At 40.4% G+C, this 13,829-nt stretch carries 13 protein-coding genes; all 13 read right to left on the bottom strand.

The genetic code is table 11. The features are described 5' to 3' along the window. Positions 1–41 precede the first annotated feature (41 nt). The gene (locus tag B6F02_RS04145) at positions 42–383 is read right to left on the bottom strand and encodes a YlbF family regulator (protein WP_080146114.1); all 342 of its coding nucleotides are present in this window, start codon (positions 381–383) and stop codon (positions 42–44) included. 134 nt (positions 384–517) lie between these two features. After that, positions 518–2,623: a PBP1A family penicillin-binding protein gene (locus tag B6F02_RS04140; RefSeq protein ID WP_080146113.1), complete on the bottom strand. Its 2,106-nt coding sequence runs from the start codon at positions 2,621–2,623 to the stop codon at positions 518–520. A gap of 151 nt (positions 2,624–2,774) precedes the next feature. After that, positions 2,775–3,761 carry a DHH family phosphoesterase gene (locus B6F02_RS04135; protein ID WP_372924828.1) on the bottom strand — a complete coding sequence of 329 codons (987 nt, stop codon included), beginning with the start codon at positions 3,759–3,761 and terminating at the stop codon, positions 2,775–2,777. Between the two features lie 47 nt (positions 3,762–3,808). Continuing rightward, positions 3,809–5,113, bottom strand: a complete 1,305-nt coding sequence (locus B6F02_RS04130) for a DRTGG domain-containing protein (RefSeq protein WP_080146112.1) — start codon at positions 5,111–5,113, stop codon at positions 3,809–3,811. Next, positions 5,103–6,263, bottom strand: coding sequence for a DNA polymerase IV (dinB, locus tag B6F02_RS04125; protein WP_080146111.1), 1,161 nt, complete (start codon positions 6,261–6,263; stop codon positions 5,103–5,105). The genes B6F02_RS04130 and dinB overlap by 11 nt, the downstream gene beginning before the upstream one ends. 190 nt (positions 6,264–6,453) lie before the next feature. Next, the gene (locus B6F02_RS04120) at positions 6,454–6,735 is read right to left on the bottom strand and encodes a post-transcriptional regulator (RefSeq protein ID WP_256864645.1); all 282 of its coding nucleotides are present in this window, start codon (positions 6,733–6,735) and stop codon (positions 6,454–6,456) included. Between the two features lie 37 nt (positions 6,736–6,772). Further along, positions 6,773–7,120, bottom strand: a complete 348-nt coding sequence (gene yajC, locus B6F02_RS04115) for a preprotein translocase subunit YajC (protein WP_080146110.1) — start codon at positions 7,118–7,120, stop codon at positions 6,773–6,775. A gap of 186 nt (positions 7,121–7,306) precedes the next feature. Beyond that, a complete protein-coding gene (tgt, locus tag B6F02_RS04110) occupies positions 7,307–8,452 on the bottom strand; it encodes a tRNA guanosine(34) transglycosylase Tgt (protein ID WP_080146109.1) in 1,146 nt (381 codons plus the stop codon). 31 nt (positions 8,453–8,483) lie between these two features. Then, a complete protein-coding gene (gene queA / locus B6F02_RS04105; RefSeq protein WP_080146108.1) occupies positions 8,484–9,521 on the bottom strand; it encodes a tRNA preQ1(34) S-adenosylmethionine ribosyltransferase-isomerase QueA in 1,038 nt (345 codons plus the stop codon). A 36-nt stretch (positions 9,522–9,557) separates the two neighbouring features. After that, positions 9,558–10,562 (bottom strand): Holliday junction branch migration DNA helicase RuvB, encoded by a 1,005-nt coding sequence (gene ruvB, locus B6F02_RS04100; protein ID WP_080146107.1) that lies wholly within the window; start codon positions 10,560–10,562, stop codon positions 9,558–9,560. A gap of 45 nt (positions 10,563–10,607) precedes the next feature. Then, the gene (ruvA, locus tag B6F02_RS04095; RefSeq protein ID WP_080146106.1) at positions 10,608–11,219 is read right to left on the bottom strand and encodes a Holliday junction branch migration protein RuvA; all 612 of its coding nucleotides are present in this window, start codon (positions 11,217–11,219) and stop codon (positions 10,608–10,610) included. A 92-nt stretch (positions 11,220–11,311) separates the two neighbouring features. Beyond that, positions 11,312–11,752, bottom strand: coding sequence for a peptide-methionine (R)-S-oxide reductase MsrB (gene msrB / locus B6F02_RS04090; protein ID WP_080146105.1), 441 nt, complete (start codon positions 11,750–11,752; stop codon positions 11,312–11,314). Between the two features lie 78 nt (positions 11,753–11,830). Continuing rightward, positions 11,831–13,828, bottom strand: coding sequence for a DNA mismatch repair endonuclease MutL (gene mutL, locus B6F02_RS04085; RefSeq protein ID WP_080146104.1), 1,998 nt, complete (start codon positions 13,826–13,828; stop codon positions 11,831–11,833). Position 13,829 lies beyond the last annotated feature (1 nt).

Genomic DNA, 13,829 nt, shown 5'->3' with positions numbered 1-13,829 from the left:
ATAAGCAAGTCCTTGATCATCCGCTTTACGCTTTAATTGTTTTATTGATATAACTCGCGAACAGGCTTTAATACTACCTGATTAATATCGTCGATCATTTGACCAACTTGTTTTTCAGCTTCCAACAGATTGGAAATAATGTCATTTTCACCAATTTTCGCTGAAATAGCTTGTGCATTTTGTGCTTCTTCTTCAGTGATTTCCTGACCAGTCATTTGTTTTTGCTGAAGGACTTGCTGAACACTTCTGAATTCTTCAAAAATCTGGTTTGCTTCTTCATTACTTTTAACTGCTGAGAAAGCTTCTTTCAGTGCAACAAACTGATCCGTTTCTCTGATTTCTCTTTCTAATTGGTTAGCCGTGTCATAAATATTGACAGACATAATCTCATCCCTTCGTTATAAATCCGCAATTATATGCCGATTATTTTGATATTTCCAGTTTATCATGAATGTGTTTTCTATACTAGTCTCAACCATATTTCTATATATCAAGCTTCATGCACAGCGGGTTTCTGCTAATTGTTAAAGAAATCAATGACTTTGCTGGCACCATCCAGGAAGTAGGAAGTTCCTTTTCGAATAAATTCTTTTGTACCTTCTATCCCCTCAGTTACTTGATTCAAAAAGTCATCCGTACTTTCTACTGCAGCCATTTCAGTGTTGGCAGCTTCTATCGCATAGGCGGTCTCCTCGGTATACGGAAGAATATGTTCCAGCTCAGACTTCATGACCATTCCTACCCCTTGAGAACTATTATTTTCAAGATAATGTTCATCCGTTGTTTTGTCAAAGCCCATCCAGCTGGTCAGTACGATATCTGGTGTCATTCCGACAATCCACTGATCTGTAGCGCCTGTTCCTGTACTGGTCTGAGTAGTTCCTGTCTTGCCAGCTACAGTATATCCATAAGGCTGGTTGCTGCTTGCTGTTCCAGAAGAATAGACACTTAATAGCATTTTATTCATTTCTTCTGCAGTTTCTTCAGACATGACTCGTTTTGTATCTGGTGTAGTATTGTCAACAATAATTGCACCTGTCGCATCAACGATTTTAGTAATAAAGTGCGGTTCAACCATTACACCATTATTGGCAAAGGCAGAATAAGCACTTGCAATTTCTAAGGGAGAAACACCTTTTTCCATTCCGCCTAGTGCAATAGCACCCAGAGTATTATCTTTTCCTGTTAATGGCAGACCAAACTGTTTAAGTTTATTGATCCCTTTACTTATACCGATCTCATTTAACAGCCAAACTGCCGGAGCATTAATACTATGCGACAAAGCTTCATACATCGGTATTTCTCCTGAATAAGTTCCAGAAAGGTTTTCCGGTTTATAATTGGTATCTCCATATGAAATCAATTCATCTTTCAGCATGGAGTCAATTTCATATCCATTCTCAAGTGCCGGTGTGTAAACGCCAAGCGGTTTGATAACAGATCCAGGCTGTCTTCTCATCTGAGTGGCACGATTGAAGCCTCTGAAAGTGTATTCTCCGCGTCCGCCTACTACTGCAGCAACGCCTCCGGTTGCCGGGTCAATCGCAATGGATGCACTCTGGACGATCGTACCATCAGACGCATCCTGAAATAGCTGATCATTCTGATAAGTTTCATCCATCTGAATCTGATAGCGTTGATTCAAGCTTGTATAAATCTTATATCCGTCATTTAAAAGTGCTTCTTCTTCAAACCCATAACGATTAACGGCTTCATTGATTACAGCATCAAAATAATAAGGAAACTGATAATTATCATCATTGACATACCCATCTGCAAGAGCTAATTCTGTTTGCTGAGCTGTCTGTGCTTCTGCTTCTGTAATCTTTCCAGTGTCGACCATCAGGCTTAAGACAACATTTCGTCTTTCGATTGCTCGGTCGTAATGGTCTAATGGATTGTAATGAGACGGTGCCTTCAGCATAGCTGCAATCACAGCAGCTTCTGATAGATTGAGCTCTGAGGCTGTCTTGTTGAAGTATTTATGTGCTGCATCTTCGACACCCCAGACACCATTACCAAAATAGACTTTATTTAAATACATTTCCAGAATTTCATCTTTAGTGTACTGCTTCTCAATTTCAATTGCCAAAAATAGTTCTCTCAGCTTACGGATAATCGTTTGGTCAGCAGACAAGAAGCCGTTTTTCGCCAATTGCTGCGTAATCGTACTTCCTCCGCCGCTTATACCGCCGCTTGTCAGAAACCCAACAGCAGCTCGACCGATTCCGATCAAGTCATACCCTCGATGCTCATAAAACCGCTGATCTTCCGTTGACGTGACGGCATCTTGAACAACTGGAGCAATCTGGTCAAGTTCTACGAAGGTTCCTTTTTGATCGTATAATGTCCCTGCTTCTTCTCCTTGAGCATCCAAAATAGTTGTTACTTCCGCCATCCCCGCTTGGAAAGTTCCCACGTTAGCTGATTTAGCCAGATAAGCAAGATAAACGCTGAATCCTAACGAAACCGTCAGTACAACAAGTATGATGCTCTTGGTCAAATGGTATTTTTTCCAGATTTTACGCAGAGTTATCATAAATCGCTTAAAAATCGGCAAGAGCCGCTTATAAAAAACAGTTAATTGTTTCTTGATTTTTTCTACTATATGATTTTGTTTCATAACTTATCCCTCAATTATCTATTCACTTATATCAGCAGACAATTTTCTTATTTTTTATCCAGTTTACAATATTTTACATCTCTGGCATTCTCAGTTTAACAGAAATAAAGCTTACTGATATCCGACTCAAGTAGGAGTTATGAAAATCGGCTTACTTGGATGATTCCCAAGAGTCAGCAGCTTGCTTCATTTTATTTAGAATCGCTTCTATTTCTTCTTTATCTGCTGCATTAGCGCCGCTGGCTAATGGGTGGCCGCCTCCATCATGCTCTTTAGCAATTTGATTGATCACAGGTCCTTTTGACCGCAGACGGCAGCGATAATGACCATCAGTCTGCTGGACAAATATCCCCCAGGTTTTTACCCCTTCTATAGAACCCGGCAATGATACAACACCATTTGTATCCTTGTCTTCGATACCCATTTCTTTCAGGGTAGATTGATCGATTATAATGTGGCCGACGCCTTCTTCTGATACAGAGAATTGGTCCAATACATACCCCATCAGTTTAGCAAGGGGCGGTTTGATCACATTCATTTCATTATTCAAGTCTGTATGTGAAAAAGAATATTTCATCAGTTCAGCAGTAATTTGCATCGTATAAGGCGATGTACCATTATATAGAAAACGATTCGTGTCCCCAACTATCCCTGCATACAACAGTCTTGCGGCTTCTGTCGTCATACTCAACTCTTCTGGAAAGGTGATCCAAAGATCTGCAATCATTTCACTGCAGCTGCTGGCTTCCGTATTGACCCATTCGATTTCTCCATAAGAATCATCAAGAGGGTGATGATCGATTTTGATCCACTGTTTTCCTAAATGGTAATCTTTCCCATCAATTCTTTTAACGTTTGCTGTGTCTGTAACGATGACTAGAGCATTTTCATAGTCTTCCTTATCCGGTGGTGTCATATCCGCCAAGAAAGACAGATTTCCGGTACTGGATCCAGCAGTGAATACTGATTTTTCAGGAAAATTCGCCTTGATCAATTCTGCTAGTCCGCATTGCGATCCGATAGCATCTGGATCCGGTCTTTCGTGACGATGAATAATGATCGTATCCCATTCTTTGATAATATTTAATATCTCCAGTTTTGTTTCCATATCTTTCATATTCACAGTTTGTAAAGCCACAGTATCTCCCTTTCCGTTTCTGATTTTTTTGTATTTCGTTTAATGCCTTACTGTTTCTGGAATAACTGACAAACGACCAATGCTTTGGCAGCCAGTCCGCTTTCTGAAAATACTTCAATATCCAGTCTAGCTGATCGACGGCTCTTATCAAAGATTTTTGGTCTGATAACTAGATCGCTGCCCAATTGAATCAAGTTCAAATAATGCAGTTGAATCTGCTCTACTACAAGATTCCGCTTGTTCTGATTCGATAAAGTCAGATGCGTCGTTTCATTTATAATCTCGCTTAACACACCAAACGATATCGTACCTGTTCCATTTGTCATCTGGGGAGTAACATTGAATGTATAAGCTTCCTCTTCTACTTCTTTGATTAATTGATTGATTTGATCGGCAATCGTCTCTCCCGTTTGAGGTTGCCGCTGCTGAGTCTGCATTGCTTTCATAATATCCTGCCGAGAAACGATTCCAAGCAGTTTCATTTCATCTGAAACAACTGGCATTACCTCTAACCCGTCCCAGATCATCGTATGCGATATACTTGCTACACTCATATGAGTAGTCGTGTAAGCCGGTTCTTTTGTCATCACTCGTTTGATAGAGACGGTATCTTCTTTTCCAATAATATCTTTGGCTGTAACAATCCCTACTAGGCGATTATTTGGTCCTACTACCGGAAAACGCGTATGTTGACTGCTCTGATTAGCGATACGATAATCATAGATCGTATCGTTGACAGATAAGTAATGGGTTTTTTTCAAGCGGGTGTAGATAGATTCAATCAGCATAATTTCTTTTTTGATCAGCTGATCAGTCATAGCCCGGTTGATCATTGACCCCACTGTAAACGTGTCATAGGAAGTTGTCATAATCGGCAAACCTAACTGATCCGATAAAGCAATAATATTCGGATCGGCTCTAAAACCGCCTGTAATTAAAACAGCTGCTCCATTTTCAAGCGATAAGCGTTGAGCAGATTCTCTGTTTCCTATAATCATTAGAGACTCTTCTGTAATATAGCGCAGCATAGCATCTTCGGTCATTGCGCCAATAATAAATTTATTTAACGTTTTATTCAGTCCGTCTTTACCACCAAGCAGTTCGCCGTCAATGATTTTTAAAATTTCTTCAAACGTTAGATTTTCAATGTTTTCTTCCTTTTTTGTTTCGATACGGATCGTACCGACTCTTTGTATAGTCGTGACTAGTCCTGTATTTTCCGCTTCTTTGATCGCCCGGTAAGCTGTCCCTTCACTGACATTCAGTTCTTTCGCAATCAGTCGAACGGACAGTTTGCTGCCGATTGGAATCGACTCGATAAATGATAGGATTTGTTCATGTTTAGTTGCCATCTGGCGCTTCTTCCTCCTCTAATTCCTTGGCTTTGACCCACAGTGGGAGCGGAATATTTTCGAAAAGTACTGAATCTAAGTTGGTTACCGTTATGCCCAGCAGTCTTATTCCTTTTGCAAGCGAACCTTCTTCCTCAAATATTCTCAACGCAATCACAAACAGTTCATCTGCATCCTGAATATAATTCGGAAAAGTTTTTCTTCTGGTCAGAGTACTAAAATCATTATACCGTATTTTTAAGACTACAGTTTTTCCATGTTTCTGATTTTTCTTTAAAGCATTAAATGCAGAATGAGCAATTTGCCGCAGGGATTGTGTGACTTCTTCATCGGACTTTAAATCTTCCAGAAAAGTTCTTTCTTTTCCGACTGATTTACGGTCGCGGTCTGCTTCTACTCTGCTGTCATCGATTCCACGAACTTTCCGGTAAAGAGAATGCCCCATCTTTCCAAAATGGCTGACGAGTTCCATTTCTGATTTATCGTATAAGTCCTGGCCTTTGAAAATACCTAATTCATGCATTTTTTCTACAGACTTTCTGCCTACACCATGATACTTTTCAATTGGCAGTTCTACTAAAAAATGATGTGCATCTTCTGGCGGAATGACCGTTATGCCAGATGGTTTCTTGAAGTCTGATGCTAGTTTAGCCAGAAATTTATTATAAGAAACGCCAGCAGAACAAGTCAGCCGCAACTCTTGATAGATTTCTCTCTGAATACGTTGTGCAATCAGTGTAGCGCTATTCAACTGAATTTTATTTTCTGTAATATCAAGATAAGCCTCATCCAGTGACAAAGGTTGTATTAAATCAGTATATCGGCTGAAGATCGCTCTAATTTCCCTGGAAATAGATCGATACAGTTCAAAGTTTCCGGAGACAAATATGCCGTCTGGACAGAGTTCATATGCCTTTTGGGCACTCATTGCTGAATGGACACCATATTGACGGGCTTCATAACTGGCCGTAGCCACGACTCCTCTGCCGCCATTTTCTTTTGGGTGGCGAGCGATAATCACAGGCTTTCCTTTTAGAGAGGGATTTTCCCGGACTTCTACAGAAGCATAAAAAGCGTCCATATCGATATGAATGATTTTTCTAGAGATGTCTCTTTTCGGTTCATCAAACGTCAATATGCCATACTTCATCGACTTACCTCTTTTCAGCCTTTCCTGCTATTCTTTAATAATAATATTAATGTATTGATTTTAACATTAGATTCAAAAGATTCCTCTTTATTATACTAGAAATTTTGTTAAATCACGAATTTCTTTCGAATAAACGTTCTCACTGATCGCAAAAAAACAGAGAACGGATTTCCGCTCTCTGCTCAATAGATTATCCCAGCAAATCTTCAAGTTCCATTTCATCTAATGATGAAACATTGTAGACCTGTGCTTCCAGTGAAGCAAAATTAAAGTAATCATTTAACGTAATGTCCATAATTGCTTTCACTTCCTGATGATACCTCTCTGGACGAGAATGTTTCCACAAAAAGGTATTGCAGTACTTCCATAGATCATCTACCGTTACCTGATCGTATCCATGCATCGAAAATTCTTCCTGCTTCATTCTTAACCAGATTTCATAGTTAAAAAAAGACTGCTGTTGATAGTCCAAAAAGAACCCCTCCTCTTACGATCAAACGTGCAACGGATTACTTTTCTTCGTCCGTATTATCCGGTGTATTTGTTCCTAATTCTTCTGTTGCTGGACTTGCTGCACTGTCTGCTTTTGTAACGATTCGTGCAATAGCACGGCGTTCAAACGTTAAGTAAATCCCTTCGCAATCAACGACAACCGTCTTGCCGTCTGCTTGTACTTCATCAATCACACCGTGTAAACCGCCGATGGTTACAATTGAATCTCCCTTTTGAAGTGAGTTCAACATATCCTGTGCTTCTCTAGCACGTTTTTGTTGCGGTCTGATCATCAAGAAATACGCAATTCCTATAATGACGATAAAAGGACCAATCGTCCCTAATAATCCTACTAATGCTTCCATTTGTTTTCCTCCATTATTTAATTCTATAGTCGAGAATTCATTGATGAAAAAAGTGACTATTGTACATATACTTGCTTTTTTCACTTCTCGGTTACGTACGAATGAGATAACCCATGGCTATTCATCTAATGACACCTATAACCTTATCAGATTTTGTAAGCGAATGCTACTAAAGATTTGTTCGAATTAAAAGTTTTTAGGATTGGGTTTATTATATCCATACTCTTCAAAAAAAGCTTCCTTGAATTCCAGCAAGTTGTCTTCTCGGATAGCTTGACGGACTTTTTTCATCAGATCCAGTAAGAAATATAAGTTGTGGTAGCTGGTTAATCTCAATCCAAACGTTTCATCTGACTTGATCAAATGGCGAATATAAGCACGAGAATAATTGCGGCAAGTATAGCAATCGCAATTTTCATCTAATGGACGAAAGTCTCTGGCATAAACTGCATTTTTGATGACTACTCGGCCTTTACTGGTCATTGTCGTTCCATTTCTAGCAATACGCGTCGGAAGAACACAGTCGAACATGTCTACGCCTCGCATGACCCCTTCAATTAAAGCGTCCGGCGTTCCGACGCCCATCAAATAACGCGGTTTGTCTTCAGGCAGCAGCGGCGTAGTGAAATCTAATACTCGATACATTTCTTTCTTTGGTTCGCCAACGGACAGACCGCCAATTGAATATCCTGAAAAGTCCATACTGACAAGGTCTTTGGCAGACTGTTTTCTCAAGTCTTCAAATCCGGCCCCTTGAACGATGCCGAAAAGTCCCTGCTTGTCAAATTTCTGATGTGCCTGCAGACCGCGCTCAGCCCATCTAGACGTACGTTCTACTGATTTTTTCACATAATCATAGCTTTCGTCAAACGGTGGACATTCATCAAAACTCATCATAATGTCAGAACCTAAACTATTTTGGATCTGGATGGCTTTTTCAGGAGATAAGAACAGCTTTGATCCATCTAAATGGCTTCTAAAGTGTACACCTTCTTCTTCGATATTTCGCATATCGGATAGTGAAAACACCTGAAAACCACCTGAGTCGGTCAAGATTCCCTTGTCCCACTGCATAAACTCATGCAGTCCGCCGGCTTCTTCTACAATATCTTCACCCGGGCGCAGCCACAAATGATAGGTGTTGCTCAAAATAATCCCCGCACCCATTTCTTCTAGTTCTTCAGGTGCGATAGTTTTAACACTTGCCAGGGTTCCTACCGGCATGAACATCGGAGTCTCAAAAGTGCCATGAGGTGTTTCGATTTTTCCTAGTCTTGCTCCAGTGTGCTTTTCTTTTTTTTCTAAATGATATTTAATTGGATGGTCGATCATTCTATCCCTCGATTTCTATTCATTTCTTGCATTATTTTTTCAAGAACATCGCATCACCAAAACTAAAGAAACGGTATCGTTCCTCAACCGCATGATGATAAGCGTCTAACACAAATTCTCTACCTGCAAAAGCACTCACCAGCATAATCAGCGTAGACTTCGGCAAATGGAAATTCGTCAAAAAGGCATCAACCACTTTGAACTCATAGCCTGGTGAGATAAAGATATCAGTCCAGCCACTATCTGCTTCCAACTTCCCGTTGAATTTCGTTCCGATGGTTTCCAGCGTTCTAATGGATGTCGTTCCAATTGCTACGATTTTGCCTCCATTTTCGTGCGTTTTATTCAATGTTTCTGCTGCTTCTTCTGTCAACTGATAAAACTCTTCATGCATCTTATGTTCATCAAGGTTTTCCACATTTACAGGACGGAATGTTCCAAGTCCAACATGCAAAGTCAAGAAAACAATGTTTATTCCCTTGTCATTTATTTTCTGAAGAATTTCCTCAGTAAAATGCAGCCCTGCAGTTGGTGCAGCAGCAGATCCGTTTTCTTTTGCATAGACAGTCTGATAACGATCTGGATCATCCAGTCTTTCTTTTATATATGGCGGTAGCGGCATTTCTCCCAGCGACTCTAAAGTTTCTAAGAAAATCCCTTCATAAGAAAATTCAATAACTCGGCCGCCATGCTCTAATTCTTCTGTTACAGTACCAACTAATCGGCCATCTCCAAAACGAATATTGGATCCGACTTTTGCCTTTTTAGCTGGTTTCGCTAATGTTTCCCATCGGTCTCCTTCAATATTTTTCAAAAGAAGCAGTTCAATGTGTGCTCCAGTTTCTTCTTTCTCACCATATAACCTTGCCGGCAAGACTCGAGTGTTGTTCATTACTAGAGCATCTCCAGCATCCAATTCTTCTATAATATCTTCAAAGGTTTGATCTTTATACGTTCGACTGCTTTTAGAAAGCACCATCATTCTCGAAGATGCCCGGTCTTTTAGTGGTGTTTGTGCAATCAGTTCTTCCGGTAATTCAAAATCAAAATCTTCTGTTACTAATGCCACGTTGTTCTCTCCTCTTTTGACTGGTGACAGTCCCTTTTATTTCATCGGAATATTAAAATGCTGATAGGCTTTTAAAGTAGCGACTCTTCCTCTAGGTGTCCGCTGTATGAACCCTTCTTTCAGTAAGTAAGGTTCAACCATATCTTCGATCGTCGTCATTTCTTCTCCGATATTCGCAGAAAGGGTGTTTAAGCCTACTGGTCCGCCACTGTATAGTTCAATCATCGTTTTCAGCAGTCTTTGATCTACTCTGTCTAGTCCATGACTGTCTACATTCAGTAGATTCAGTGCTTTCGAAGCGATTTGTTCCGTAACAATCCCTTCACCTACCACTTCAGCATAATCCCGTACGCGTTTTAATAGTCGGTTGGCAATTCTCGGTGTTCCTCTTGACCGTCTTGCCACTTCTATTGCTCCTGTTTGATCTGTTTTAGTATTTAATACATCAGCAGTTCGTTCGACAATGTTGGTCAGATCAGAAACCGCATAGTATTCCATATGTGCCAAGATACCAAAACGATCTCTAAGCGGTGCAGAAAGATTTCCAGCCCGTGTTGTTGCACCAATCAAGGTAAATGGCGGAAGTGGAAAGTGAACAGGATGAGCTGTCTCTCCCTGACCGATAATAATATCGACATAATAATCTTCCATAGCCGAATACAGCATCTCTTCCACCACTCTTGGCAGACGATGAATTTCATCAATAAACAAAATCCCGCCTGGTTCCAAATCATTTAACAGCGCAACTAAATCTCCCGGTTTCTCGATAGCTGGTCCGCTGGTTGTTCTGATTGCCGTATTCATCTCGTTTGCAATGACCATAGCCATTGTTGTTTTCCCTAAACCAGGAGGGCCATAAAGCAATACATGATCCAATGCCTCTTCTCGGCTCTTAGCAGCTTCAATATAGATCATTAATTCTTCTTTGATCTTATCCTGACCGATATACTGGCGGAAATACTGCGGACGCAGCGATTTCTCCAAAGAAAGCTCTGTCGGATTGATTGCTTCGTCCGAGATCACTCTATCCTCATGTTCCATCTTTTCACCTCCATAAAGCGAGTGTTGCTCACTCAGCGTTCTTCACTACTTCATCAACAATTTCAGTCCTTCTCTAATATAACCATCTGTCGTTGTTTTTTCCATTTTTTCTAGAGCTTTACTCACTTTCGCGACTTCTCTTTTAGCATATCCTAAAGCGTACAGTGCTTCAATCGCCTCTTCCAAGGAAAGATTCTGCTTAGGATCGTCCAACTTCAATTCTTCTGATAATTGACCAGTAAATTGATCTACACTTAATTCAGACAGCTTTCCTTTAAGGTCCAAAACGATTTGAGAGGCTGTTTTCTTCCCTACACCGGGAAACTTCTGCAGAAATGCTGTATCTTCTTGTTCAATTGCCCGTATCAGACCCAAGTGATCCTCATTTGCTAAAATAGCCAATGCACTTTTAGGACCAATCCCAGAAACATTGATCAGCTTAAGAAACAACCCTTTTTCTTCATGAGATTTAAAACCAAACAACTGTATCGCATCTTGAGTCACATTCTGATAAAGATAAATCATGACTTCTTGTCCGTGATAGTCTGTATATCTAAATGGATTTGCCATTAAAAGATGATACCCGACACCATTTGTCTCTACAACCAGATAGCTGGGATAGATATGCGTCAAGATTCCTTTTATGTATTCATACACATAAGTTCCCCTTTTCAAAATAGATTCTTGTCTATTGTAACACAGAAATGCCCAGCCCAAAAAGGTTCTTTGAGCTGGACAGTTCGGATAAATTAATTGAATTCTGGAAGATACTCTTCGTATCCTTCTTCTTTTAATTTTGATTTTGGTACAAATCTCATTGCAGCTGAGTTGATGCAATAGCGTAGTCCGCCTTGATCCATTGGTCCATCATTGAAGACGTGTCCCAAATGAGAATCAGCTTCAGCACTTCTCACTTCTACTCTTTCCATACCGTGTGAGGTATCACGAAGTTCTGCAATGCCTCTTTTTTTGATCGGCTTAGAAAATGACGGCCATCCGCAGCCAGCATCATACTTGTCGTTAGAAGAAAATAATGGTTCTCCGCTGACGACATCTACAAAGATACCCTCTTCATAAAAATCGTCATATTCTCCTGTAAATGCTCTCTCTGTTGCGCTGTTTTGTGTCACTTCATATTGTTCTCTAGTCAATCTCTGTTTTAATTCTTCATCTGAATATTGTTTAGCCATACAACATCCCTCCTCGTAGTCTATATTGTATCAGCAACGTCACAAGATTTAAAGCTATTGACACAGCTGCCCGCTTGATTAATGCGGATCCTGAATCCTTTTAAACATTTTCTCCATATCTTTGTTTGTCAGTTTCACTAAAACTGGACGGCCATGCGGACAATTGTATGGATTTTTAGTTTGTTTCAAGTCTTCAAGCAATGCCCTTGCCTCCATCGGTGTCAGATAATGATTAGCCTTGATGGATCGTTTGCAGCTCATCATAATGGCTGTAGCTTCTCTGAATTTTGCGATCGACAACTCTTTTGTTTCCAGTAAAAAATCGATCATTTCTCTAATAATAGACTCCTCTTGTCCAGATTTGAACCATGTTGGATGGTGACGGACCAGAAAACTATTTTGACCGAACCCCTCTAGTTCTACCCCGGCTTGTGCCAGTTTATCTAGATTTTCTTTTATGGTAATGGCATCATTTGAAGGATATTCTAAAACGATTGGAACCAACAGTTCTTGTTTGGCAGTTCCTTGATGTTCAATTTCTTTTCTGTAATATTCATACTTGATTCGTTCTTGAGCAGCATGCTGATCAATAATATAGAGCCCTTCTTCATTCTGAGCGAACAGATACGTTCCATGCATTTGACCTACATACTCAAGCAGTGGGAATGTTTGACTCGCCTCTGCTTCTTTCAGCGTCTTATTGGCCGTCTGAAGCGGCGACTCTACATCATGTGCCTGATCAATAAGCGGTTCGCTTGTTCTACCACTGTATGTTGCTTGAGCAGTATATATCTCCTCAGATTCTCTTTCAAAAGTTGAAGCACGTCGTTCGTTAGGTTCTGACTTCATTGGTTCTTTCAGATTATCTGATTTTGAGTCTAATTTGTTCAGCGCAACTTCTATTGATTCTCCATCATCTGACGGTTCTGCCGGCATGGTCTGATTCTCAGCATTTATGATATCTGCCTTGATTCGGTTGGTTTCTTGGACTTCTGAGCGACTATTCCAATCCAGCACTGTCTGCTCCAGCTTATAGTCTTCGGATTTTCTTTTACTGGAATAAATATTGTTCAAAGCATTCGGGATTCTCTGTTCCTGATCCATAACTGCTTTTACAGCTTGTTTGATCAATTCACTTAACGCTTTTTCATTACTGATACGAACCTGCTGCTTGGTTGGATGCACATTCACATCCAATAGCAGCGGATCCATATCTAAATTAATAACTGCTATCGGGTATCTTCCTACCATGAGTTTTGACCCGTAACCATCAACAATAGCTTGGGCCAGACTATAATTTTTAATATGTCGCCCATTCACAATAAGCGTCAGGTAGGATTTACTGGCTCTAGTCAATTCCGGCAATGAGATATAACCGCTCACCTTAAAATCAAAGTTTTCTGCTGTGATCGGCTTCATTTTTTTGGCTGTCTGCACTCCGTAAACACCCGCAACCGCTTGACGAACATCTCCATTTCCTGAAGTCTTCAGCAGAACCGCTTGGTCGCTGACTAACCGAAAACTGATTTCAGGATGTGCCAATGCCAGTCTGTTCACTGTATCGCTGATATGGGCCAATTCTGTTTTCAACGTCTTAACATATTTAAGACGAGCAGGCGTATTATAAAACAGCTGCTCTACTTTGATCGTTGTTCCTCTTCGTGATACAGCCGGCTTGTTGTCTACGACTTCTCCGCCTTTTAGAGATAAAGCCCTGCCCGGCTGATCTTGTTGGGCGGTTTCGATTGAGATCATCGAAACAGAGGCAATACTGGGCAGCGCTTCTCCTCTAAATCCAAGTGTTCGAATACGAAAAAGATCTTCATTGGAAATCAATTTGCTTGTAGCGTGGCGTTCAAAAGCAGATTCGACCTCCAGAGAATGGATACCTTCTCCATCATCTGTAACTTGTATTTTTTTCAAGCCCGCTTCTTCAACTGTAATATCAATTCGACTGCTGTTTGCATCAATCGCATTTTCCACTAGCTCTTTAACAACTGAAGCGGGTCTTTCGATCACTTCTCCCGCGGCAATTTGATTAGCTAGTGTAGCAGACATGATTTTAATTGCACTCATT

Origin of the sequence: Marinilactibacillus piezotolerans (assembly GCF_900169305.1) — a bacterium.
In the GTDB taxonomy this organism is placed as follows: Bacteria; Bacillota; Bacilli; order Lactobacillales; family Carnobacteriaceae_A; genus Marinilactibacillus; species Marinilactibacillus piezotolerans_A.
The sequence above is the reverse complement of the archived record's forward strand: the minus strand, read 5'-3'. Positions and strand labels throughout refer to the sequence as shown.